The sequence below is a fragment of the Curtobacterium sp. NPDC090223 genome (genome assembly GCF_044746585.1).
In the GTDB taxonomy this organism is placed as follows: Bacteria; Actinomycetota; Actinomycetes; order Actinomycetales; family Microbacteriaceae; genus Curtobacterium.
Genome location: NZ_JBIVCN010000001.1, coordinates 312,995 through 336,669, shown reverse-complemented (window position 1 = coordinate 336,669; position 23,675 = coordinate 312,995). Strand labels below are relative to the sequence as shown.

Here is a 23,675-nt window from a genome sequence, read left to right as displayed (position 1 = left end):
CAGAACCACTGAGAGGAAGCTCCCCAGATGAGCTCGAAGAACCGCACCCAGCACGTGTTCGTCGTCGACCACACGGAACAGCTGTCCCCGCACATGGTCCGCGTCCACCTCGGAGGCCCGGCGTTCGACGATTTCATCGCGGCCGCCGACCCGGACCGCCTCGGCAGCACCGACAAGTACGTGAAGCTCCTGGTGACGAAGCCGGAGCTCGGGCTCGAGCCGCCGTACGACCTCGAGGCCCTCCGCGAGACCCACCCGAAGCAGGACCGCCCGGCCCGCCGCACGTACACGGTCCGTGCGATCGACCACCAGGCCCGCACGATCGCGATCGACTTCGTCGTGCACGGCGCAGAGGGACTCGCCGGCCCGTGGGCCGCGGCGGCGAAGCCCGGCGACCGGCTCGCCCTGTCCGGCCCGGGCGGCGGCTACGCGCCGAGCACCGACCCGGCGGTCGTCCACGTCCTCCTCGGCGACGACAGCGCGCTCCCGGCGATCGCATCCGCCCTGGAGGCCATGCACGACTCCGCCACGGGCGTCGCCCTGGTCGAGGTGGCCGGCCCCGACGACGAACAGGACATCCCGCACCCGGCCGGCATCGCGCTGCGGTGGCTGCACCGCGACGCCGCCGGCGCCCAGCCGGGCACGCTCCTGCTGGCGGAGACCCGGGAACTGCCCAGGGCCTCCAGGCCGGTCCAGGTGTTCGCCCATGGTGAGCGGACCGCGATCAAGGCGATCCGTCGTCTGCTGCAGGACGAATGGGAACTCGAGAAGTCGGACATGTCGCTCTCCGCGTACTGGGCGCTCGGCCGTGCCGAGGACCGATTCCAGGAGGAGAAGCGTGAGCCGATCGGCGTCATCTTCGACGCGTGAGGGTCGGGGGTCGCCGGTAGCGTTCGGCGCATGGAGTCCTGCTGCGTCCCGGGCTGCGGCGACGCGAGTGCGTCCGGCGCTCCGGTCCCGCTGTGCGCGTCGCACGTGCTGGTCGTGAGCGACTTCGGCGCGGCGCACCACGGCACCGAGGACGTGCTGCCCGGCCCGTGCCTGGTCTGCGGGTCCCGTGTGGGCGTGAGCTTCCCCTCGGGGATGCTCTGCGCGGTCTGCGAGTGGCCGTACGGGGACGTCCCCGACGAGGACCTCGCTCCCCCGCGCGTCGACGTCGTGTACTACCTCCGGCAGCGCGACGACGTCGGGGACCGGATCAAGATCGGTACGACGGCGAACCCGCGGCAGCGGCTGGCCCGGATCGCGCACCAGGACCTGCTGGCGTTCGAGCGCGGCGACCGGGTGCTCGAGCGGCGGCGGCACGCGCAGTTCGCCGCGTCGCGGTACCCGGGGACCGAGTGGTTCCGGGTCACGCCGGCGCTGCTCGAGCACGTCGCGGTGGTCGGTGCCGGCGCGCCGGACCCGTGGGCGGTGCACGCGCGCTGGCTCAGCGAGGCGCTGGCGCTGCGCGGCTGACGCGGAGCCCTCGCACCGTGCGGGGCAGTCCCGCACCGTGCGAGGCAGTCCCGCACCGTGCGAGGCAGTCCCGCACCGTGCGAGGCAGTCCCGCACGGTGCGAGGCAGCCCCGCACCGTGCGAGGCAGTCCCGCACCGTGCGAGGTTCCGTACATGGTGCGACGCGCGCAGGCTCGCACGCTGTCCGTGACGACGCACACTGCCGGGGCTCGGCGCCGCCGGGCGCTCGCTCAGCGGGCGTAGGCGTCGACGAAGAGGGCGCCGCGGACCTCGCGCAGGGTGTCGACCAGGCGCTCGATCGTCCGGCCGGAGATGCCGGACACCTGCAGGTCGTACGGCCCGAGCGCCGGCAGCCGGCCGGTCCGGATGCGCACCACTTCCCACCCGACGCCGCGGAGTGCTCGGTCCTTCCGGCGGTCGGAGTCCTCGCGCGGGCCGACGTGCTCGAGGCCGTGCCGCCCGGTGGAGTCGTACTCGATCGCGACGCGGAGCTCCGGCAGGATGATGTCCGGCCATGCCTCGACGTGGTCGTGGAAGGGCCGGTCGAGGCGGATCGCGGTGCGGTCGAACGTGAAGTCGAACCGGTCGGAGAGCGCTGCCCGGAGCTCGGCCTCGACCGCGGATGCCGTCGCCGGAGCGCACACGCTGACGAAGGCCTCACCCGAGGGCAGCCGCGGCGTCTTCGGGCAGATCGTCCGCGGTGCCCGCGGAGGACGTTGCCCCGATGGACGCCACCCCGCTGGTCGTGCCCGGGCGGACGCGACAGCGCCCGTCGGCACCGGACCGGCAGCGCCGCGCCCCGGGGCTGCCGGGAGGGTCTGCCGACCCGCGGAACGGACGGCACGCTGCGGCGTGGGGACCTCGGCCGGCCAGTCCGCCGGCAGGACGGGCCAGCGCTGCGGCTTCGCCATCACCTGGCACTCCGGGCACCACACCGAGCGGCGGCGCTCACGGCCCGGGCGACCGCGCTGTTCGGCGGGCGTGGCGACGAACACGTGGCCGACGTCGCACTCCCACGTGAGCAGCACATCGGCTGCCGGCGGGATCTGGGTGAGGACGATGCCGGCGTTCCACTCCGGGTGGTACTGGCGGATGAGCACCGGGTAGGACTGCCAGGCGTCGCGGAACTGCCCCACGGCGTACGGCATCGGCACACCGCGCGACCACTGCCGGCGGCGCCACCACGCGTCGACGGGTTCCACCACGCCACGACCGTACGACGGGCCGCCGACATCGCCCCCGTGGCGCCCCGCCGGCCCCACGGCGCCCCCGACTGCCCGACCGCGGCGTTCCCCGTGGCGCCCCTCCGGCCCCAGTGCGCCCCCGACTGCCCGAGACGCCGCGGGAATCGGGGGCGTCTCGGGAACTGTGCGGCGCCGCACGAAGACGCCCCCGTCTCGGACCCCGGCCGGCAGCAGCCAGGCCGCAGCAGCCACCACCGGCCGCCCGGCAGGCCGGCGGCGCCGGTCAGGCGCGCGGCGGCTGGACGATCGTGAAGCGCTCGGGGCCGGCGGCGGAGCCGTCCTCGAGCACGCGGATGCCGGACTCGCGACACGCGGTGACCCCGTCGCGGTGCACCCGCTCGGGCCGCGGCCGCCGCGGCACCCCCGCATCGCCGAACACCGCCCACGCGTTCGCCGCGGCGTCGCTCGTGAAGCGCGTGCTGTAGCGGACGCCGGCGAACCCGGCGGCGTCGAAGCCCCGCGCCCACGCCTGCGGCACGCGGTAGTCGACCATCGTCTGGAGCTCGGCGCCGACCCCGTGCCGCACGGCGTCCGGCGCGGTGACGTCAGCGAACCGGCGGCCCCGTGATGCCCGGGCCGCGACGACGACGATCTCCCGCGCCCGCCCGACGAACACGGTGTTCGTGTGCAGCGTGTGGTGCGCCAGGCGTTCGCGCACCGCGACCTCGACCGAGTCGGCCCAGTAGCAGGTGCCCCGGGGATCGGCGAGGTCGAACCGCCCGCCGTCCACCCCGTCCGCGTCCGCCGGCGTGCTGGCGAACCACCAGGCGCCGCGGTCGTGCCGCTTCGCGCGGTAGAAGGTCGTGCCGCGCGACTCGGCCGCCGGGAACCCGGTCAGGTCGGCGCCGGGTTCCGGGGCGCGCTGGGCGACCTCGGTGCGGCGTTCCGTCACGCGTCCGCCAGCCACGCGGTCGCGGCACGCCGGGCGGCTGCCAGCACGGCGTCGTGTCGGCCGTCTCGGAGGGCCTGGGCCGCGGTCGTGCCACCGAACGCGTCGGCCGGGGTGTTCAGCCACAGTGCACTGCCCCACGGGTCGATCCGGTCGGGGTCGAGCAGCGCGAGGACTTCGCGCAGCCGGGGCAGCGGTGCGCCGGCGGGCCCGAACTGGAACGACGGGAAGATCCGCGTGCCGTCGCCGATCTTCAACCCCAGCAGGTCGCCCTTCGCGCTCGCCTTGCTGATGGCCTGTCGCGAGACCCCGCGCCAGGCGGCGAGCGAGGACGAGTCGTAGAAGGGGCCGATCAGCTCGTCTGCCTCGTGCTTGACCGACGGCAGCGCTGCGACCATGCGGTCGGCCAGCGCCCCGACGTCGGCGGTCGCGGCGATGGCGTCGTCGTAGCGCCCGGCACGCAGGCGGTCCCGGATGGCGGAGAGCAGTGCGGTCTCCGCGGTGTCCGCCCTGCCTGCCGCTGCTCGACCCGTCGCTGCCATCGCACGCACCTTCCTGCAACCGTGTCAACCAACACTACGGCGAGGGCGTCAACCGCGTCAACCACCCTGCGCAGATGACATACCCTGGTGGGGTACCGGGCGAGGTCCCGGTCCAGGGAGGTCCCGATGAGCGACATCGAGCAGCAGCACGAGCACGGCTACATCTCGTCGAAGGACGCCTACCTCAAGCGGCTCAAGCGCATCGAGGGCCAGGCGCGCGGACTCCAGCGCATGGTCGAGGACGAGCAGTACTGCATCGACATCCTCACCCAGGTGTCCGCGATGACGAAGGCGCTGCAGTCCGTCGCGCTCGGGCTCGTCGAGGACCACCTCACTCATTGCGTCGCGGACGCGGTCGCCGACGGCGGGGACCCCTCGGCGAAGGTCAAGGAAGCATCCGAGGCGATCGCACGCCTCGTCCGCTCCTAGCAGCGGGCGTCCCGCTCCTGGTCGCGCGCCGCGAGGGCGTTCTTGACGTACCCGACGACGGCGTTCGCGTGGCCGTGGCCCATGCCGTGCTCGGTCTTCAACCAGGTGACGACCTCCATGTGCCGCTCGGTGTCGAGCCGGTCCGCGACGAGGTCGAGCCACTCCTGCACGGGACGGCCGTAGGTCTTCTCGATGCTCGGGAAGTACGACGCCGGGCCCTTCGACTTCGACCCGTCCGCCGGGGGCTCGGGAGCGGTCACACGGTGCGCTGTCATGGGGTCACGATAGCCGCGGGCGTGCGTCACGGGACGTCACGCACGCGACCCGTGTGACGCTGGGTTCCCTTCCGTGCCGCCGTGTTGCGGTGCCCGTTGTCCGTGCGCGGCACCCCCTCGTACCGTCACGCCATGACCACGGCAGACGCCACCGCACGCGGCACCCTCGTGTTCCGCACCGTCCGTCCGGACGACCCGGCCGCGGCGCCGATGCTCGCCGACCTCGAGCGCGAGTACGACGCGCGCTACGGCGACCACTTCGGCGAGCCCGCGTCGACGGAGATCAACCGGTACCCGGTCGAGCACTTCGTCGCCCCGCTCGGCACCTTCGTGCTGCTGTACGAGGACGAGCGCCTGGTCGCCGGCGGCGCGTTCATGCCCCACGACGACGACACCGTCGAGCTGAAGCGCATCTGGACCGCCGTGGAGGCACGTGGTCGGGGCCTCGCCGGCCGCGTGGTCGAGGAGCTCGAGGCCGAGGCCGCCCGCCGCGGCTTCCGCCGCGTGTACCTGACCACCGGGCCACGCCAGCCCGAGGCGGTCCGGGTCTACACGCGCCTCGGGTACACCCCGCTGTACGACGTGACGAAGCCGGCGGAGGAGGTCGGCATCCACCCGTTCGAGAAGACCATCGGGACGGACGTGGCGGAGGCGAGCCCGGCCTCCCGTCCGGCCGTCCCGGCCATCGACGCGGCCGGACGCGCCGCGCTCGACCGCCCCGTCGTCCCGTTGCGCCACCCGCTGCGGTGGATCGCAGCGGTCGTCGTCCTGGTGCTGCTGCTCAACGTGGTGCAGACGCTGTTCACGAACCCGTCGTGGGAGTGGCCCGGCGTCGCGAAGTGGCTGTTCAGCCCGGCGATCCTGACCGGGCTGCAGTTGACGCTCGTGGCGACGGGCCTGAGCGCGGTGATCAGCTTCGCCGGCGGCATCGTCGTCGCGATCGCCCGGCTCTCCCGCAATCCGGTGCTGTCCGGGCTGGCCTGGGGGTACGTCTGGCTGTTCCGCTCGGTGCCGCTGATCCTGGTGCTGGTCTTCCTCTACAACCTCGGCAGCCTGTACCCGACCATCGGGATCGGGGTGCCGTTCGGACCGCAGGTGGCGGTACCGACGACGAACGTGCTGAGCGACCTGGCGATCGGGGTGATCGGCCTGAGCCTCAGTGAGATCGCGTACGCGTCGGAGATCGTCCGCGCCGGCGTCCTCGCGGTCGACCACGGGCAGCTCGAGGCGGCCCAGGCGCTCGGGCTCCCCCGGCACCGCCAGTTCCTGCGGATCGTGCTCCCCCAGGCGATGCGGTCGATCGTCCCGGCGTTCGTGAACCAGGTCGTCGGGCTGCTCAAGGCCAGTTCGCTGCTGTTCTACGTCTCGCTGCTCGACCTGTTCGGGGTCGTCCAGAACCTCAGCAGCACCTACCCGACCGACATCATCCCGCTGCTCGTCGTGGCCACGATCTGGTACCTCGTGCTCACCAGCGCGGTGTCGGTCGTGCAGTACTACGTGGAGCGGTGGACGGCGCGCGGGTCGGTCCGCACGCTGCCCCCGACCCCGTTCCAGCGACTGCGCGCCGTCCTGCGTCACGACCGGACGGGAGGCCCGCCCCGCCCCGCGTCGTCGGCCGACGCCGGCAGCGTGGCCGGTTCCTCCGGAGGGGTCGTCTCGTGAGCGCCGCCATCAGCATCCGCGGGGCCGTCAAGGCATTCGGCGACAACCGGGTCATCGACGGCGTCGACCTCGACCTGCCGGCGGGCAGCGTGACCGCGATCCTGGGGCCGTCCGGGTCCGGGAAGTCCACGCTGCTCCGGGCGATCAACCACCTGGAGCCGCTCGACCGGGGCGTCGTCACGATCGGCGGCGAGCCCATCGGGGTGCGGTTGCGGCCGGGCCGGACCCGCACGCGCGGACGAGCAGGCAAGGGCGGCCCGGACGGCACGGTCGGCGCTGTCGGGGCGGTCGGGGCGGTCGGCGCTGTTCCGCGGTTCAAGGAGCTGCCGGCGCGGCAGATCCTGCGGCAGCGCTCCCGCATCGGGTTCGTCTTCCAGCACTTCAACCTGTTCCCGCACCTCACCGCGCTGGAGAACGTCATCGAGGGGCCGGTCGCCCACGGCGAGCCCGCAGCGGCCGCCCGTGCCCGCGGACGGACCCTGCTCGAGCGCGTCGGACTCGGAGACCGCGCCGAGGACCGGCCGCGCCAGCTCTCCGGCGGCCAGCAGCAGCGCGTCGCGATCGCCCGTGCGCTCGCCGCCTCACCCGAGGTCCTGCTGCTCGACGAGCCGACCTCGGCGCTCGACCCGGAGCTCGTCGGCGAGGTGCTCGGCGTGATCCGGTCCCTCGCCGAGTCCGGGACGACGCTCGTGATCGTCACGCACGAGGTCGCCTTCGCCCGCGAGGTCGCCGACCACGTCGTGTTCCTCGACCACGGCCGGATCGTCGAGCAGGGACCGCCGGCCGCGGTCGTCGACGACCCGCAGCACCCGCGCACCCGCGCGTTCCTCAGCCGCCTGCGCTGACCACCGACACCGCCTCCCCTGCTCGACCCCCACTCCCGCACACCATCGCACCCAGGAGCACCATGCCCACCACCACCCCAGCCCGCTGGCGCACCCGCGCCGGAGCTCTCGTCCTGGCCTCCGGCGTCGTCATCGCCCTGGCCGGCTGCGCCACCGCGAACGCCGGCACCGGCAGCGGTTCCGGCTCGGACGCCGACGGCACCGTCACGGTCGGCGCGCACGCGAACGGCGCCGCGACCGAGACGACGATCGCCGTCACCGAGGACACGAAGCTCCACGACGAGCTCCCCGCCGCGGTGAAGCAGTCCGGCAAGCTCGTCATCGGCGTCGGTGCGCTGCCGTCCGGCTTCCCGCCGCTGGCGTTCACCGGCGACGACCAGAAGACGTTGACCGGCTCGGAGCCCGACATCGGACGCCTCGTCGCCGCCAAGCTCGGGCTCGACCCCGTCGTGAAGAACTCCACGTGGGACAACCTGTTCGTCGGGATCGACGGCGGCTCGGTCGACGTCGGTCTGTCCAACATCACCGTGACCGAGCAGCGCAAGGAGAAGTACGACTTCGCGTCCTACCGCCAGGACAACCTCGCGCTGCAGGTGCCGGAGTCGAGCTCGCTCGTGTTCGACGGTGACCCCTCGGTCCTCGCCGGCAAGACGATCGCCACCGACTCCGGGACGAACCAGGAGAAGATCCTGCTCGAGTGGAAGACCGACCTCGCGAAGCAGGGGAAGACCATCACGGTCAAGTACTACCCCGACGCGAACGCGAAGCAGCTCGCGCTGAAGTCCGGCAAGATCGACGGCTACCTCGGCCCGAACCCGACGATCGCGTACCAGAACACCCAGAACGCGAAGAGCGCCGACCCGACGAAGACCGCCGGAACGTACTCGGGTGCCGGGTCCTCGCTGCAGGGGCTCATCGCCGCGACCACGAAGAAGGGCAACGGCCTGGCCGAGCCGATCGAGGACGCCCTCAACGAGCTCATCGACGACGGCTCGTACGCGAAGTGGCTCAAGGCGTACAACCTGTCGAACGAGGCCGTGCCGAAGTCGACGCTGAACCCCGAGGGGCTGCCGCTCGACAACAGCTAGGCGTCCGGCGTCCGGCGTCCGGCGTCCGCGTCGGCGTCGGCGTCGGCGTCGGCGTCCGCGTCGGCGTCGGCGTCCGCATGGTCCGACACCGCATGAGACGATCGACTCGTGCCGTGTCGGACCATGCGCATGTACCCGATGCGTATGCACGCGACGACACCACGCCGGTCGATCGACTGGCGTGGTGTCGATTCGGGGCCGCGGAACCCACGGGAGCGCGGGCCGCGGAGCCCGCGGGAGCGCGGAGCGCGGGCCGCGGAGCCCGCGGGGGCGCGCGCGTCAGGCGTGCGCGGCCCAGGCCTCCGCGAGCAGCTCGTAGGAGCGCACGCGGGCATCGTGCTCGTGGGTGATCGTCGTCACCAGGAGCTCGTCGGCGCCCGTCGCCCGACGGAGCGTCTCGAGCTGCGCGACGACCTGCTCCGGCGCGCTCACGAACCGCGTGGCGACACGATCGGCGACCGCTGCCGCGTCGGACGCGTCGAGCGGGTGCGCTGCCGCGTCCTCGGGCGACGGGTACGGGATCGCACCGACTCCGGACCGGATCGAGTGCACCCAGGCGTCGTACCCGGCACCGATCCGCGCGGCCTCCGCGGCGGTGTCGGCGACGACGACGTCCGCGGACACGATGACGTGCGGCGCCGCGAGGACACCGGGGCGGAACGCCGCACGGTACGCCGCGACCGAGGCCAGCACGGTGCCGGGCGACGTGTGGTAGTTCGCACCGTACGGCAGCCCGAGCTCGCCGGCGATCCGGGCGCTCTCACCGCCGGTCGAACCGTGGATCCAGAGCGCGACGTCGGCACCGTCGGCCGGGGTGGCCCCGACGACCTCGTCCCCGTGCGTGAAGGTGCCCGCGAAGAACGCCCGGAGCAGGTCGACCTCCCCGGCGAACCGCTCGACGTCCCCCGGGACGCGCCCGAGCAGCGAGCCCTGCAGCGCGAAGCGGCTGTTCGGCGCGATGGTGAAGTCGAACGGGGCGGGCACGAGCAGGCCGTCGACGACCTCGTCGGCACGCCGTGCGAGCGACGGCGCCCGGGCCGCCCCCGGGGCCGGGGCGCCGGAACGCCCCAGCCCGAGGTCGAACCGCGCACCGTACAACCCGGTGAGCGTCCCGAAGGTCTCCGCGATCTGCAGCGCCCGCCGGTTGCCGACGAGCGTCGCCGCGCTGCCGACGCGGATCGACGAGGTGGCCGCCGCGATCGCCCCGATCACGATGTCCGGCGCACTCCCGGCCACCCCGGGGTTGAGGTGGTGCTCGGCGAGCCAGTACCGGGCGTACCCGGCGCGCTCGGCGTGCTGCGCCAGGTCGACCGCGTTGCGCAGCGCCTCGGCGGCGGTGGACCCGGCACTCACGGGGACCAGGTCGAGGACGGCGAGCGGTGTCGTCACGAGGCGTCCTTCCAGGCGCCGGTGAGCTGGTCGAGTCGCGTGTCGGCTCCGTACGCGATGCCGTGCACGTCCTTCGCCGTGGCGATGATGCTCGTCAGCTCGTGCACCGGCACGAAGTCGGCCTGCGCCGCGATGCGCTCCTGGATCTGCGCGAACGTGGCCTGACGCTCCGTGACGGACGACTGCGACAGCTCCTTGGTGAACAGGGCGTCGAGGGTCGTGTCGTCGGCGCCGATGCTCTGCGCGCCCGTGCTGGAGAACTTCGAGCGGAGCACGTCACCGTCGGCGCGGGAGTTGTTGTCCCACGCGACGTCCCAGCTGCCGCTGGCCAGGTTCGCGAGGTACTGCGGCACGGTGCCGCTCTCCAGGGTCAGGCCGACGCCGACCTTCTGCAGCTCCTGCTGGATGAGCTCGAGCGAGGTCTGGTTCGGACCGAAGTTCGTGATCCAGACGAGCTTGAGCTGCAGCTTCTCCCCCGCGCGGGTCCGGATCCCGTCGGCGCCCTTCACCCAGCCGGCCTTCGTCAGCGCGGCGGACGCGGCGGACGGGTCGTACGCGAGCGTGGACGACGTGTCCGTGAACCCCGGCGTCGTCGACCCGAGGACGGACTTGCCGACCTTGAACAGCGAGTTCAGCGAGGTGTCCCGCACGGCGGCGGGGTCGACGGCCTGTGCGATCGCCTTCCGGACCGTCAGGTCGGCGACGAGCGGCCGCTTCTGGTTGAAGGTCAGTCCGAACACCTGGCCGGGGTTCGCACGGGTGACCAGGGCGAACTGCGACTTCAGCGAGTCGGTGTCGCTCGGCTGCACGCTGCTGATCGCGTCGAGCTGCCCGGACTGCAGGCTGCCGGAGCGGACACTCGCCTCCGGGACGACCTGGAACGTGACCTTCGACAGGTGCGCTGCGCCGGGGTTCGACCGCGCGGCGGGACCCCAGTCGTACCCCTTCCGCTTCGTGATCACCGTCGCGGTGTTCTTCGTGTACGAGGTCAGCGTGAACGGTCCGGTCCCGACCACGTCGGCGCCGGTGGCCCGGTCGGCGAACGGCACCTTCGTCGTGCCGGGCGAGACGATGCCGAGTGCGACCGAGGACGCCGCGTTCGGGAACGCGGCGTTCGGCGTGGAGAAGTCCACCTCGACGGTGTCGTCGTCGACGACCTTGGTGCCGCTGTACCCGGAGAAGGACGAGGCGGCGGTGCTCGCGGCGCCGGCGGCCGCGATGTCGTCGAAGGTGTCCTTGACCGCGGTCGCGTCGAACGCGGTGCCGTCCGAGAACGTCACGCCGGACCGCAGGTCGAACGTGAACGCCGTGGCGTCGCTGTTCGCGGTGTACTTCGTCGCGAGCCAGGGCTTCAGCGACCCGTCGGACGGGTCCTGCCAGAGCAGCGAGTCGACGAGCTGGCGGGTGATGGCGAGCGTGTCGTTGCCCGCTCCGGTGCCGGACGGGTTGAGCGAGATCGGGTCGTTGGCGATCGCGTAGGTCAGGTCGCCGCCGTCGACCGGCTTCGACGACCCGGAACCGGACGCCGCCGTCCCGCCGGAGGAGCAGCCGGCCATGACGAGGGCCGCCGCGGCGCCGGCCGCGATCGCGGCCACCAGTCGGTACGGGGTTCGTGCGGTGGTCATGGTGCTCCTTCGGGGGTGACGACGTCGACGACGCCGAGATCGGGTGCGACGCGCCGGGATCGTCCCGGGATCGCGTCGAGCAGCGCGCGGGTGTACTCGTGCTGCGGGTCGTGCAGGACCCGGGCGACGTCGCCGTGTTCGACGACGCGGCCGCCCCGGAGGACGGACACCTCGTGCGCGATGCGGCGGACGACGGCCAGGTCGTGCGAGATGAAGAGGTAGGACACGCCGAGCCGCTCCTGCAGCTCGGCGAGCAGGTCGAGGATCTGCGCCTGCACCGACACGTCGAGCGCGGAGACGGGCTCGTCGAGCACGACGAACGACGGGTCGAGCGCGAGCGCCCTGGCGATCGCGACACGCTGCCGCTGACCACCGGAGAGCTCGTCCGCGCGCCGCCGGAGCACCGACGCCGGCAGGGCGACGAGGTCGACGAGCTCGCGCGCCCGGGCCGCCCGCGACCGGCGGGAGCCGATGCCGAACGCGGCGAGCGGGTCCGCGATCACGGACTCGATCGCGAGCTTCGGGTGCAGCGCCGCGTACGGGTTCTGCTGCACGATCTGCGCCCGCCGCCGGAAGGCCCGGAGCGCCGCACCCCGGTGCCCGACGGGACTGCCGTCGAACAGCACGGTGCCGGCGTCGGCGCGTTCCAGGCCGAGCACGAGCCGCGCGGTGGTCGACTTCCCCGACCCCGACTCCCCCACCAGCGCCAGCGTGCGGCCACGTGGGACGGTCACGTCCACCCCGTCGACGGCGGTGACGTGGCCGAAGGACTTCCGCAGTCCGGTCGCGACGACCAGGGGGTCACCGGGACCGGACGGGAGGCCGGGGTCGGCCCCGGCGACGCCGGTCACGTCGTCGAGACCGGGCGCGGCGGCGATGAGCGCACGGGTGTACGCCTCGCGCGGCGACCCGAGCACCTCGTCCGGGGTGCCCTGTTCGACGATCCGCCCCTCGGAGAGCACGATGATCCGGTCCGCTCGGTCGGCGGCGACGCCGAGGTCGTGCGTGATGAACAGCACGCTCGTGCCGCGCTCCGCGACGAGCCGGTCGAGGTGGTCCAGGATCGTCCGCTGCACGGTGACGTCGAGGGCGCTCGTGGGCTCGTCGGCGACGAGGAGCTCGGGGTCGCCGATGAGCGCGATGGCGATGAGCACGCGCTGCCGCATCCCGCCGGAGAGTTCGTGCGGGTACTGGCGGGCGCGGAGCTCCGGGCGGTCGATGCCGGCGCGGCGGAGCTCCTCGACGGCCCGCACAGCGGCGTCGGGACCGGAGGCGATGCCGTGGATCCGGAGGACCTCCGCGACCTGGGTGCCGATCCTCGTGACCGGGTTCAGCGAGACGGTGGGGTCCTGCGGGACGAAGCCGATCCGGACGCCGCGGACCGCGCGGACCTCGGCGTCCGTGGCGGTGACCAGGTCGAGGTCCGCGGTACCGGCACCCGCCCCGGCGAGGTCCGCCCGGCCTCCTGTCAGGGTCGCCGCTGCCGGCAGGAGCCGGAGGACGGCGTGGGCCGTCGTCGACTTGCCCGAACCGGACTCGCCGACGATCGCGACGCGCTCGCCGCGACCCATGTCGAACGAGATGCCGTGCAGGGTGGTGCGCCGGGACGCGCCGTGCCCGTGGTCGACCGTCAGGTCGCGGATCGTGAGGAGGCTCATCGGATCGCCCGCCGTTCGGTGTCGAGTGCCCGGGCGAGCCGGTTGCCGGCGAGGACCGTCACCGCGATGACGAGACCCGGGATCGTGGTGAGCCACCACGAGGTGGCGATGTAGTCGCGGCCGGTCGCGACGAGGGAGCCCCACTCCGGCTGGGGCGGCTGCGCGCCGTAGCCGAGGAAGCTCAGGCTGGAGACGGCGAGGATCGCGGTGCCGAACTCGAGCGCGGCGAGCACGAGCACCGGGCCGGCGGCGTTCGGCAGCACGTGCACGAGCAGCACCCGCCACCAGCGGTTGCCGTTCGCCGACGCCGCCTCGACGTACTGCGCGGTGCGGACGCGGACGACCTCGGAGCGCATGATCCTGGCGATCGTGGCGATGCTCGCGACACCGACCGCCACCGCGACGTTGACCGTGCCGAACCCCAGGACCGTGACGATGGTCAGGCTGAGCAGCAGGCTCGGGATGGCGAGCAGGACGTCGGCGAGGCGCATCAGCACGGCGTCGACGACCCCGCCGACGAACCCGGCGACGAGTCCGACGAGCGATCCACCGACCAGGCCGATGACGATCGCGAGGACGGCGGCCTGCAGCGTCAGCGCGGTGCCGTGGACGACGCGGGCGTAGAGGTCGCGGCCGAGCTGGTCGGTGCCGAACCAGTGCGCGGCGTCGGGAGCGGTGAGCTTCGCGGCGGGGTCGGCCGCGAGCGGGTCGTGCACGGTCAGCACCCCCGGGAGCACGGCCGCGACGAGCACCAGGAGGAGCCAGACGACGGCGATCGTCAGGGTCGGGCGGGCGACGAGGGCCGCGGCGAGGGAGCTGCTGCGGACGCTCCGGCGCGTGCTGAGCCCGGTGCCGAGCGCGAGTCCGGTCGTCTCGGTCACGCGGGTACCCCCTGGGGCGTCGGTCCGCCGGTCGGCTCGCTGTCCGGTTCGCGGAGCCGACGGCGGCTGCCGGCGACGACCACGCGGGGGTCGAGGAGCGGGTAGACCAGGTCGACGACGAGGTTCACGACGACGAAGACCGCCGCGGCCAGCAGCACGATCCCCTGCACGACGGGGACGTCCTGCTGTTGCACGGCGGTCGCGGTCACCCGGCCGAGGCCCGGTCGGGAGAACACGGTCTCGGTGACGACCGTGCCGGAGAACAGCTGCCCGACGATGAGCCCGGTGACGGTGAGGGCCGGCAGGGCGGCGTTCTTCAGCGCGTGCCGGAGCTGCACGCGCCACCGGCCCGCGCCCTTGGCGTAGGCGGTGTCGACGTACGGCTCGCGGAGGGTCTGGACGAGCGACTTCGAGAGCAGCTGGGCGATCGTGGCGCCCGTCGGCAACGCGAGCGTGATCGCGGGCAGCACGATCGACGCGGCCCCCTCGCCGCCGAACGCCGGGAACAGGTGCAGGCCGAACGAGAACCACTGCACCAGGAGCAGCGCGAACCAGAAGCCCGGCACGGCCACGCCGATCGGCGGCAGCTGCAGGAGGAACTGCCCGAGCGCCCGGTTCCGCGTCCAGGTCGCCAGGACCGCGAGGCCGCCGCCGACCACGATCGCCAGGACGAGCCCGGTCACCGCGATCTGCGCCGTCGGCAGGACGGCCTCGCCGATCACGTCGGCGACCGGGCGACCGCTGCCGATCGAGCGGCCCAGGTCGCCCGTGAGCAGCGCGCCGAGGTGCTGGACGTACTGCACGAGGACCGGCTGGTCCAGGCCGTACTGGTGCCGGAGGGCGTCGAGCTGGGCAGCGGTGACGTCGGTCGCGTCCGGCCCGACGAGGATCCGGGCGGGGTCGCTCGGCAGGACGTAGAGGACGAAGAACGAGATCGTCCACGCGGCCCAGAGCACCAGGACGGCCTGACCGATCCGGGAGAGCACGTAGCGGGTCATGCCGGCACCGCCTCCGCCGTCCGGGTCGACGGGGTCCAGCCGAGTTCGGGGGCGACCTTCGTCACGACGTCGGTGACGATCTGCTCGTACTCCTCGGCGGCGAACTCGTACGGCAGCTCGACGCGGAACTCGTCGACCTCGGCGAGCGTGGCGTCGTGCACGAGCTGCTCGACGATCTGCTCGCTCGTCCCGACCAGGTCCGCGGAGAACAGGGTCCGGCGCGGGCCCTGCGGTGCCGTCTGCCGCTCCAGCCGGGAGTCCCGCCAGGCGGCGAAGCGCTGCCGGGACGCCCGGTCCGCGGAGTCCGTCGGCACCAGGCAGCGGCCCCAGGCGACGCGGGGACGACGGCCGTCGGGGAACGCGGCGCGGTGGGCGTCCCGGTACGCGGCGAGCTGGTTCCGTTGCGCCGTGCCGTAGTCGTCCGTGTCCTCGCCCGAGGTCAGGTTGCCGATGAGCAGGTTCAGCCCGGCGCTGCCGGCGAACGCGGCGGAGCGGAGGGACCCGGCGCCGTACCAGACCCGGTCGACGAGACCGGGAGCGTACGGCTGCAGGCGCGGACGCTGCGTGTTCCCGGGGCTGGCGATGACCGTGTCCGGCTCGCCGAGGAAGGAACCGCCCAGGTTCGCCACGAAGCGCGAGACGCGGCCGTACCCGAGGTCGAAGGAGCGCCAGTCGCCGTCGAACACCAGGTCGCCGAGGAGGTCGGCGTGCGGGGTCCCCGTCGACAGGCCGACCTGGAGGCGACCGTGCGACAGGACGTCGGCCAGCGAGAAGTCCTCGGCGAGGCGGAACGGGCTCTCCCAGCCGATCGGGACCACCGCGACGCCGAGCTCGATGCTCGTCGTGCGCTGCGACGCCGCGGCGAGGAACACCGCCGCGGACCCGATGCCGTGCTCGAGGTGGCGGTGGCGCACCCAGGCGCCGTCGACGCCGAGGCGCTCCGCGGTGGCGAAGAGGTCGAGCGTGGACTCGAGACCGGCCGCCGGGGCGTCGTCCGCGAAGTTCCCCGGCACCAGGACGGCCAGGCTGCCGATGCTCACGCGAACACCTGCTGGCCGGTGGAGACGCCGGGCAGCCCGAGCGTCTGGCGGAGCGTCGCGCCCTCGTCGTACGACCGCCGGTAGACGCCGCGCTCCTGGAGGATCGGCACGACGGTGTCGACGAACTCGTCGAGGCCGTACGGGTTCGTGTGCGGGACGACCACGAAGCCGTCCGTCGCACGCTCCTGCACGTACCGGTCGATCTCGGCGGCGATGTGCGACGCCGTGCCGACGAAGCCGCCGCGGGTCGAGACCTCGATGACGAGGTCCCGGATCGAGAGGTGCTCGGCCGCGGCCCGGTCGCGCCAGCCCTGCACGAGCGCGGGGACGTCGCGGACGTGGCGCGCACGGCCCCGGGTGATCGCGGCGCCGTCGAGGTCGGGCTCGACGTCCGGCAGCGGACCGTCGACGTCGTACCCGGACAGGTCCCGGTTCCAGACCTGCTCGAGGAACGCGATCGCGGTCGCCGGGCTGACCTGGGCGCGACGGATCGACCGGGCGCGTTCCTCGGCGTCGGCCGCGGTGTCCCCGATCACGAAGGTCGCGCCGGGCAGGATGTGCAGCTCGTCCTTCGACCGTCCGACGCGTTCGAGCCGGGCGGTGACGTCGGCGTAGAACTGCTGGGCGTCGGCGAACTCGGTGTGCAGCGAGAAGACCACCTCGGCGCGGCTGGCCGCCAGGTCGCGGCCCTCGTCGGAGTCGCCCGCCTGCACGATCACCGGGTGCCCCTGCGGGCTCCGCGGCACCGGGAAGGTGCCGGAGACGTCGAACTGCGGGCCGTGGTGGTCGACGTCCCGGATGCGGGAGCGGTCGGCGAACACGCCCGTGGCACGGTCGGCGACGACCGCGTCCGCCTGCCACGAGTCCCAGAGCTCCCGGGCGACGTCGATGAACTCGGCGGCGCGGGTGTACCGCTCGGACGGGTCGAGGAAGCCGCCACGGCGGAAGTTCGCACCGTGGAACGCGTCGGAGCTCGTCACGACGTTCCAGCCGGCACGGCCGTTGGTCAGATGGTCGAGCGTGGCGAGTTGCTTCGCGAGTTCGACCGGTTCGTTGAACGTGGTCTGCAGGGTGCCGACGAGCCCGATGTGCTCGGTGACGCCGGCCAGGGCGGCGAGGATCGCGAGCGTGTTCGGGCGCCCGACGACGTCGAGGTCGTGCACCCGGCCCTTCTGCTCGCGGAGCCGGAGGCCCTCGGCGAGGAACAGGTAGTCGAACAGGCCGCGCTCGGCGTTCCGCGCGAAGTGCTCGAACGACGAGAACGCGATCTGGCTCTCGGCCCGGTCGTCGCTCCACACGGTGGTGTTGTTGACGCCGGGGAAGTGCGCGGCGAGGTGGACCTGGCGCTTGGTGCTCATGCTGGGACTCCTCCGGTGCTGGCGGTGGCGGTGGTCGCGTACCTGCTGACGGCGGGCGCGATGCCGAGCCGGGTGCGCAGGTCGAGCGCGGGTCGGGAGGCCACGTCGGCGCGGAGGCCGGCCGTGACGAGCGCGGGGACGAGACGGCGCGCGATGGCGGTGCTGTCCTGCGGGATGCGGAGCGGACGGAGACGGACGCCGGCGTACCCGGCGCCACGGAGGTCCGCGATGCGCGCCACCAGGTCCGGGACCGTCGTCGCGAGCACCGCGGCGTCCGAGCCGGACCCGACCGCGTACGGGGTTCCCGCAGCGGCGTCGAGTGCGGCGAGGGCGTCCGCGGCCTCGGCCGGGGACGACCCGATGAGCACCGCGAGGTCCGCGAGGACCGGACGCGGGGTGGTGGACCCGGCCGCCTGTTCGAGGCGACGGATCTCGTCGACCCAGTCCACGGCCTCCCGTCCGTCGATGCCGGGCGTGACCAGCACGACGTCCGCGACGTCCACGGCCAGCGCGGCCGCGTCCGCCCGGTGCGCCAGCGAGAACACCGGCGGCCGGCCCTGCGGCGACCGCGGGACGATCGACGCGCCGTGCACGGAGACGTGCTCGCCGGTGAATTCGGCGTTGTGGATCCGGTCCCGGTCGATGAAGCGGCCGGTCGTGACGTCGCGGATGATCGCGTCGTCGTCCCAGCTGTCCCAGAGGCGGTCGACGACCTCGGCGACCTCGCGGGCCTCGGCGAACAGGTCGGCGATCTGTTCCGGTGCCGGGACGCCGGACGGCGACGGCAGGGTGCGGCGGCCGAAGAGGTCGGCCTCGCGCTGGGTCGGGCTCGCCTGCAGTCGCCAGCCGGCGCGGCCGAGGGACACGTGGTCGAGGGTCTGCAGGGCGGTCGCGACGTGGAACGGCTCGGTGTGGGTGACGCTGACCGTCGGGACGAGGCCGATCTGGCGGGTCGCGGGGGCCACCGCCGCGGCGACGAGGAGGGCGTCGAGGCGGCCGACGACCGTGCGCGTGTCCAGGTCGCTGCCGTCGCGGGTGGTCGGGCCGGCGGTGAAGGAGTCCTCGATGGTGACGGCGTCGACGCCGAGGCGGTCCTGCTCGACGATGACGTCGCGCCAGTGCCGGAGCGCGGTGAGCCGCTCGGCGTCGGAGGCCGCAGCGCGCCAGGCGGCGGGGTGCCAGCCGGCACCCTGCAGCGCGGTGACCAGGGTGATGCGATCGGGCATGGGGTCCTCGGTCCTCGGTGTCAGTGGGTGTGCGCTGCTGCTGCTGGGGCCGCAGCGGCGGCGCTCGGTGCGGCTTCGGCGCTCGGTGCGGCGTCGGCGCCGAACTTGAAGCCGAGGCGGCCGTGGGCGAAGCCGCCGCCGGCGCGGATCGCGGTCGCGACCCAGGCGGCCTCGGCGAGCTCGGCCTCGGTCGCGCCGGCGGTGACCGCCCGTTGCGAGTGGGCGTCGATGCAGTAGACGCACTGGGTCGTGATGCCGACCGCGACCGCGATGAGCTCCCGGTACTTCAAGGGGATCGCCCGGTCGTCGGCCTGGAAGACGGCGTCGTCGAACCGGGCGAAGGCGCTGAGGATGTCCGGCGTCTCACGCTTGTAGACGGCGGTGAAGGTCTTGTCGTGCTCGCGGTCGAGGAAGTCGGTCATGCGCCGACCGTACGGCCGGAAGGGCGCCTCCACGACAGGTGTTGCGGCCCGTGACCGGCGGTTTCGTCATGTGACTCGCGGCGCTCCGGAAACCGTCACACAGCGTCACGCACTCGGGCTGCGCGTCGGCCGCGCAGCGTCACGCGCTCGGGCCGCGAGTCGGCCGCGCGGCGTCACGTGCTCGGGCCGCGAGTCGGCCGCGCAGCGTCACGTGCTCGGGCCGCGAGTCGGCCGCGCAGCGTCGTGTGCTCGTACTCGCGGTGGAACACGCCGCGCTCCTGCAGGATCGGGACCAGCTCGTCCACGACGGTCTCCAGGCCCCGTGGGAACTCGTCGATCATCAGGTTGATGCCGTCGGCCGCACGGCTGCGGTACCAGTCCTCGATCGTGTCGGCCGCCTGCTCCGGCGTGCCGACGACGATCCGGGCCCCGTAGCCGCCGAAGCCGCGCAGGACGTCCCGGAGCGTGGTGTTGTGCGCGCGGACCCAGCGGACGACCGTCTCGTGGTAGCCCAGCGAGGGCCCGTACGTCACCGGGTCGACCTGCCGGTCGAGGATCCACGCCGGGATCGGCGCGTCCAGCGGCAGGTCGCTGAGGTCCGCGTCGAGGTGGGTACCGAGCGCGCGGAGCGCGTAGCCGTCGGGCGCGAGCGACTCCAGGTGGTCGAAGCGGGCGCGGGCCTCCGCCTCGGTGCTCCCGAGCACGAGCGAGAGCCCGGGGACGATCGCCACGTCCGAGGACCGGCGCCCGTACGTCTCGGCGGCGAGCTTGACCTCGCGGTGGTGCTCGCGCGCCGGCTCCGGCGTCAGCTCGACCGCGAAGACCGCCTCGGCGACCCGGGCCGCGAGGTCGCGGCCGTGCGGCGAACCACCCGCCTGGAACACGACCGGGTGCCCCTGGGCCGATGGTGGCACCCGGAGCGGACCGCCCTCGTGGGCGAGGAACTCGCCGCGGAACCGCACGTCCTCGCCGGTGGCGGCCGAGCGCCAGAGCGCCTGGACCAGGTCCACGAACTCCCCCGCTCGCGCGTAGCGCTCGGGACGGTCGGGGTTCCGGTCGACGCCGAAGTTCGCCGACACGGACCGGTCGTAGGTCGTGACGGCGTTCCAGGCGGTCCGGCCCCCGGAGATCGTGTCCAGCGAGAGGGTGCGTTCGGCGAGCTCGACGGGGTCGTTGTACGTGGTCGACGCGGTGCCGACGAGGCCGAGGTGCGTCGTGGCGCCGGCGATCACCCCGAGTGCCACGAACGGTTCGAGGAGCCCGTAGGCGCGGACGTTCGGGTCGCTGTACGACGGGTGGTCGGCGAGGAAGACCATGTCGAGCAGCCCGCGTTCGGCGGTGCGGCCGAGGTGCTCCCAGAACGCGGCGCCGATGAGGTCGGTGGCCGCGACGTCCTGCGTCCGCCATGCCGCGGGCCGCTGCCCGAACCCCTGCAGGTTGACGCCGAGGTCGAGCCCCGCGTCCGCGTCCCGCCCGCTCATGCCGGCCCCGGCCCCGGACGCAGGTCGGCCAGGGTCGTCGCGGACAGGACCAGGTCGGCCTCGGGCAGGTCGACGTCCGACCACACCGCGAGGACCGGAGTCCCCTGCACGCTCGACGGCGTCGTGAGGGGACCGCGGACGCGGTAGCCGCCGGGTCCGCCGTCGTGGTCGAGCTGACGGACGAGCCCGGTGTCGGCGAAGACCCCGGTGTCCCGGTCCCCGACGATGCTCTCGAGCGGCCAGGTCGTCCAGAGGCCGGAGACCACCCGGGCGAACTCGGCGGGGTCGTGCTCCTCGTCCGATGGCGGCACGCCGTGGTCCCGGGCGCCGACGAGGATCCCGACCCGGCCACCGAGCACGTGGTCGAGGGAGAGCAGCCGGCGGGCGACGTTGTACGGGTGCTCACGCGTGGGCGCCACGGCGATCAGGAAGCGGTGCTCCGGCAGCGCGCGGCCGAGCGCCAGCGCCGCCGAGGTCGGGTCGAGTCGGTACGCACGACCGCGCTCCGGGTCGAAGCGGTCGGCGCCGATGACGACGGTGTCGGCGCCGGACGCCCTGATCCGGTCGGCGAGCAGCGCGACCCCGCCCGGCCGGGTGACCGCGGCGGTGAGGTCGGCGTCCGGCACGCCGACGTGGCGGTCGATGACGGCGGGTGCGTGCACGTGGGCCTCCCGGTGTGGAACGGCCCGTCACCTCCGCCTCCCCAGCGTCCGGTGACGGGCCGATGCGGACGACCGTACGGGCGCGGCACGCTCCGGTGCGCCGAGGTGTCACCGGGTTGCCCGCGATGACGGGACGTTACGACGACGTCGTCGCAGCACTGCCCGGTGTGACGGGGTCGGCGGTCGCGCGGGGCGCCGTGCGCGGGGTCGGCTCGGCGGTCTCCCGGGGCGCCGTGCGCGGGGTCGGCTCGGCGCGGTCGAGGGGGTTCGCGCCGTTCACCAGGTGGTCCCCCACGATGCGCCGCTTGTGCACCCGCGGGTTGTGCGAGGACAGGGTCCTGGCGTTCCGCCAGTGCCGGTCGAGCCCGAGCGACCGGAAGGTGCCCGACGAGCCGAGCGCGTCGAAGACGAGCGTCGTCGCATCGAGCACCGCGTCCGTGACGACGGTCTGCGCCTGGGCGACCGTGATCCAGCTCCGCTCGAGCCCGGCGCGGAGGAGCTCGTCCGACGTCGGGTCGACCCCGGCCGCGCGGAGCTCCGCGTGCCGGGACACCACCGCGTCGATCGGACCGAGGCTCGCGACGAAGGCCGCGTCCGCCGCGTACACCCGCGCCGCGACGGTCCCGATCGCGGCGAGCAGCTCCGGGTCGTCGGTCGGCCGGACCTCGGTGCCGTTGTGGTGCCCACGAGCGCGGGCACGGAGTGCGTCGACGCCGTCGCGGAGGGCAGCGCGGCCGATCCCGACGAGGATCGCGTGCATGAAGGTCTGGTAGTACTGCTCCTGGTAGGGGTACCGGGTGGCGAACGGCAGCACGCGCTCGTCCGGGACGGGCACGTCGGTGTAGCGGACGCTCCCGCTGCCGGTGATCCGCTGCCCGAACCCGTCCCAGTCGTCCCCGATCACGACGCCGGGGTCCTCGGCGTCGACGAGCGCGACGACCTGGTCGCCGGCCTCGTCGAGCGCCATCACCGTGATCCACCTGGCGTAGATGCTGCCCGTCGAGTAGAACTTCGCGCCGGTCACCCGCCAACCGCCGTCCGCGTCCCGTCGTGCCGTCGTCGTGATGCGCTCCCCCGCCGCGTTCGGCGTCTCGCTCCACCCACCGCCGACGACCTCGCCGTTCCCGAGTCGTTCGACCACGTCGCGGTCGAACGGGCTCCCCTCGGCGTGCACCCGGTCCTCGATGAACGAGAAGTGGTTCCGCCACACGTGCGCCAGGTTCGGGTCCACCTCGGCGACCTCGGCGACGGCGCGGAACAGGTCCGACAGGCGTGCGCCGGCCCCACCCCACGCGGTCGGGGTCAGCCATCGCGAGAACCCCGCGTCGACCAGCCACCCGAGCTGCTCCCGCGCCGGCCGTTCCGCACGCTCGCGCTCGAGGGCGTCGGCACCGATCCGCTCGATCACGGGTCGGAGCGGCGCGATGAGGTCGTCGTACCGGTCATCTGCAGGGATCTCGCTCGGACACATGCGGCGCACGCTACCGAGGGAGCCACCGGCGTGGGAGCCCGGCCGCAACCGGACGGAACCGGACGCAACAGTACGTCACAGGCGTACCGTCGACCCGATGAGCATCCAGGACCTGACCGCGCCGTTCGCCGGCCAGGGGCTGCTGCAGATCGGCGAGGTGCTCCTGGCGTTCGCGCTCGCGTCGCTCATCGGACTCGAGCGGCAGCTCCGGTCGAAGAGCGCCGGCATGCGCACCCAGACGATCGTCGGCACCGCGTCCGCGCTGATGCTCCTCGTGAGCAAGTACGGGTTCAGTGACGTGCTGGTCGACGGCCACGTCGTGCTCGACCCGTCCCGTGTCGCCGCGCAGATCGTGTCCGGCGTCGGGTTCCTCGGCGCCGGACTGATCCTGACCCGCCGCGGTGCCGTCCGCGGGCTCACCACCGCGGCGTCGGTCTGGGAGACGGCCGCGATCGGGATGGCCGCCGGTGCCGGGCTGTGGCTGCTCGCCCTGGTCGTCACCGCCCTGCACTTCGTCGTGGTCTTCGGCTACACGGCGCTCATCCGGGCGCTCCCACGGTCCGCGGACACGTCCCTGACCCTCGACGTCGTGTACGACGCCGGACGCGGGGTGCTCCCGCGGGTCCTGGCGCTCGTCACCGCGGGCGGCTGGCACGTCGGCCGGCTCGTGCAGCAGGAGAGCGACCGCGACGGGGCCACAGCGGTGCGCCTCGAGGTCACCGGCGCCCGGGAGCCCGGTGTGCTGCTGGCCCGCCTGGGCGAGGTCGAGGGTGTGCGGGTCGTCGACCCCACCGTCGCCGACGACCTGGAGTGACCGCGGGCGCGGCACGGCGTCCGCCCGCATCGATCCGTCCGCGTCGTCCGACACGGCAGCGCTCGATCGACTCGTGCGGCGTCGACCCATGCGCACGCACAGCATCCGTCCGCATGCGTCGACACGGCAGAGGTCGATCGACGTCCGCGGTGTCGAACCATGCGCACGCAACGGCCGGCCGCGCTCCACGCTCCTGAACACGGCCGGAGCTGCCAGGA

The 23,675-nt window shown here is 73.6% G+C and carries 23 protein-coding genes; 7 read left to right on the top strand and 16 right to left on the bottom strand.

The annotated features are described in order from the left end of the window. Window positions 1-27 precede the first annotated feature (27 nt). Both ACIPJY_RS01530 and ACIPJY_RS01525 read left to right on the top strand, forming a co-directional pair. Window positions 28-870, top strand: coding sequence for a siderophore-interacting protein (locus ACIPJY_RS01530; RefSeq protein WP_400460321.1), 843 nt, complete (start codon window positions 28-30; stop codon window positions 868-870). Between the two features lie 30 nt (window positions 871-900). After that, window positions 901-1,458, top strand: a complete 558-nt coding sequence (locus ACIPJY_RS01525) for a GIY-YIG nuclease family protein (protein ID WP_400460323.1) — start codon at window positions 901-903, stop codon at window positions 1,456-1,458. A gap of 230 nt (window positions 1,459-1,688) precedes the next feature. Here ACIPJY_RS01525 and ACIPJY_RS01520 read toward each other — a convergent pair whose 3' ends face one another. The 3 genes from ACIPJY_RS01520 to ACIPJY_RS01510 form a co-directional block, all read right to left on the bottom strand. Further along, complete coding sequence (locus ACIPJY_RS01520; protein ID WP_400460325.1) at window positions 1,689-2,663, bottom strand: hypothetical protein; 975 nt, start codon at window positions 2,661-2,663, stop codon at window positions 1,689-1,691. A gap of 262 nt (window positions 2,664-2,925) precedes the next feature. Next, the gene (locus ACIPJY_RS01515) at window positions 2,926-3,594 is read right to left on the bottom strand and encodes an RES family NAD+ phosphorylase (RefSeq protein WP_400460327.1); all 669 of its coding nucleotides are present in this window, start codon (window positions 3,592-3,594) and stop codon (window positions 2,926-2,928) included. Continuing rightward, window positions 3,591-4,133: a hypothetical protein gene (locus tag ACIPJY_RS01510; RefSeq protein WP_400460329.1), complete on the bottom strand. Its 543-nt coding sequence runs from the start codon at window positions 4,131-4,133 to the stop codon at window positions 3,591-3,593. The genes ACIPJY_RS01515 and ACIPJY_RS01510 overlap by 4 nt, the downstream gene beginning before the upstream one ends. A gap of 126 nt (window positions 4,134-4,259) precedes the next feature. Here ACIPJY_RS01510 and ACIPJY_RS01505 point away from each other — a divergent pair, with 126 nt between their 5' ends. After that, entirely contained in the window at window positions 4,260-4,562 is a 303-nt protein-coding gene (locus ACIPJY_RS01505; protein WP_400460330.1) for a metal-sensitive transcriptional regulator, read from the top strand. Here the strand turns inward: ACIPJY_RS01505 and ACIPJY_RS01500 are convergent. Then, a complete protein-coding gene (locus tag ACIPJY_RS01500) occupies window positions 4,559-4,837 on the bottom strand; it encodes a DUF4287 domain-containing protein (protein ID WP_400460332.1) in 279 nt (92 codons plus the stop codon). The two genes, ACIPJY_RS01505 and ACIPJY_RS01500, sit on opposite strands and share 4 nt — an antisense overlap. A 132-nt stretch (window positions 4,838-4,969) precedes the next feature. Between ACIPJY_RS01500 and ACIPJY_RS01495 the strand changes: the two genes are divergently transcribed. From ACIPJY_RS01495 to ACIPJY_RS01485, 3 genes are all read left to right on the top strand, one after another. Then, entirely contained in the window at window positions 4,970-6,499 is a 1,530-nt protein-coding gene (locus tag ACIPJY_RS01495; protein WP_400460334.1) for a GNAT family N-acetyltransferase, read from the top strand. After that, on the top strand, window positions 6,496-7,344 hold the full coding sequence (locus tag ACIPJY_RS01490; RefSeq protein WP_400460336.1) for an amino acid ABC transporter ATP-binding protein: 849 nt from the start codon (window positions 6,496-6,498) through the stop codon (window positions 7,342-7,344). The genes ACIPJY_RS01495 and ACIPJY_RS01490 overlap by 4 nt, the downstream gene beginning before the upstream one ends. Window positions 7,345-7,406: 62 nt before the next feature. Further along, window positions 7,407-8,432, top strand: coding sequence for a transporter substrate-binding domain-containing protein (locus ACIPJY_RS01485; protein WP_400460337.1), 1,026 nt, complete (start codon window positions 7,407-7,409; stop codon window positions 8,430-8,432). 279 nt (window positions 8,433-8,711) lie between these two features. Here ACIPJY_RS01485 and ACIPJY_RS01480 read toward each other — a convergent pair whose 3' ends face one another. The 12 genes from ACIPJY_RS01480 to ACIPJY_RS01425 all read right to left on the bottom strand — a co-directional run bounded on the left by ACIPJY_RS01480 (window position 8,712) and on the right by ACIPJY_RS01425 (window position 22,643). After that, the gene (locus ACIPJY_RS01480) at window positions 8,712-9,821 is read right to left on the bottom strand and encodes an LLM class flavin-dependent oxidoreductase (RefSeq protein ID WP_400460339.1); all 1,110 of its coding nucleotides are present in this window, start codon (window positions 9,819-9,821) and stop codon (window positions 8,712-8,714) included. Continuing rightward, on the bottom strand, window positions 9,818-11,446 hold the full coding sequence (locus tag ACIPJY_RS01475) for an ABC transporter substrate-binding protein (RefSeq protein ID WP_400460341.1): 1,629 nt from the start codon (window positions 11,444-11,446) through the stop codon (window positions 9,818-9,820). Before ACIPJY_RS01475 ends, ACIPJY_RS01480 begins: the two co-directional genes overlap by 4 nt. Next, a complete protein-coding gene (locus tag ACIPJY_RS01470; RefSeq protein WP_400460343.1) occupies window positions 11,443-13,104 on the bottom strand; it encodes a dipeptide ABC transporter ATP-binding protein in 1,662 nt (553 codons plus the stop codon). The genes ACIPJY_RS01475 and ACIPJY_RS01470 overlap by 4 nt, the downstream gene beginning before the upstream one ends. Further along, the gene (locus ACIPJY_RS01465; protein WP_400460345.1) at window positions 13,101-13,985 is read right to left on the bottom strand and encodes an ABC transporter permease; all 885 of its coding nucleotides are present in this window, start codon (window positions 13,983-13,985) and stop codon (window positions 13,101-13,103) included. The genes ACIPJY_RS01470 and ACIPJY_RS01465 overlap by 4 nt, the downstream gene beginning before the upstream one ends. Next, window positions 13,982-14,983, bottom strand: a complete 1,002-nt coding sequence (locus ACIPJY_RS01460) for an ABC transporter permease (protein WP_400460347.1) — start codon at window positions 14,981-14,983, stop codon at window positions 13,982-13,984. The genes ACIPJY_RS01465 and ACIPJY_RS01460 overlap by 4 nt, the downstream gene beginning before the upstream one ends. Continuing rightward, window positions 14,980-16,023: an LLM class flavin-dependent oxidoreductase gene (locus ACIPJY_RS01455; RefSeq protein WP_400460349.1), complete on the bottom strand. Its 1,044-nt coding sequence runs from the start codon at window positions 16,021-16,023 to the stop codon at window positions 14,980-14,982. Before ACIPJY_RS01455 ends, ACIPJY_RS01460 begins: the two co-directional genes overlap by 4 nt. Then, a complete protein-coding gene (locus ACIPJY_RS01450; RefSeq protein ID WP_400460351.1) occupies window positions 16,020-17,381 on the bottom strand; it encodes an NtaA/DmoA family FMN-dependent monooxygenase in 1,362 nt (453 codons plus the stop codon). Before ACIPJY_RS01450 ends, ACIPJY_RS01455 begins: the two co-directional genes overlap by 4 nt. Further along, window positions 17,378-18,607, bottom strand: coding sequence for an LLM class flavin-dependent oxidoreductase (locus ACIPJY_RS01445; protein WP_400460353.1), 1,230 nt, complete (start codon window positions 18,605-18,607; stop codon window positions 17,378-17,380). Before ACIPJY_RS01445 ends, ACIPJY_RS01450 begins: the two co-directional genes overlap by 4 nt. Window positions 18,608-18,627: 20 nt before the next feature. Beyond that, window positions 18,628-19,029: a carboxymuconolactone decarboxylase family protein gene (locus tag ACIPJY_RS01440; RefSeq protein ID WP_400460355.1), complete on the bottom strand. Its 402-nt coding sequence runs from the start codon at window positions 19,027-19,029 to the stop codon at window positions 18,628-18,630. 173 nt (window positions 19,030-19,202) lie between these two features. Beyond that, window positions 19,203-20,510, bottom strand: a complete 1,308-nt coding sequence (locus ACIPJY_RS01435) for an NtaA/DmoA family FMN-dependent monooxygenase (protein WP_400460356.1) — start codon at window positions 20,508-20,510, stop codon at window positions 19,203-19,205. After that, complete coding sequence (locus ACIPJY_RS01430) at window positions 20,507-21,172, bottom strand: LLM class flavin-dependent oxidoreductase (RefSeq protein ID WP_400460358.1); 666 nt, start codon at window positions 21,170-21,172, stop codon at window positions 20,507-20,509. Before ACIPJY_RS01430 ends, ACIPJY_RS01435 begins: the two co-directional genes overlap by 4 nt. A gap of 136 nt (window positions 21,173-21,308) precedes the next feature. After that, window positions 21,309-22,643, bottom strand: a complete 1,335-nt coding sequence (locus ACIPJY_RS01425; RefSeq protein ID WP_400460360.1) for an acyl-CoA dehydrogenase family protein — start codon at window positions 22,641-22,643, stop codon at window positions 21,309-21,311. Window positions 22,644-22,740: 97 nt separating this feature from the next. On the opposite strand from ACIPJY_RS01425, the gene ACIPJY_RS01420 reads away from it, so the two are divergent. Continuing rightward, on the top strand, window positions 22,741-23,457 hold the full coding sequence (locus ACIPJY_RS01420) for an MgtC/SapB family protein (RefSeq protein ID WP_400460362.1): 717 nt from the start codon (window positions 22,741-22,743) through the stop codon (window positions 23,455-23,457). Window positions 23,458-23,675 lie beyond the last annotated feature (218 nt).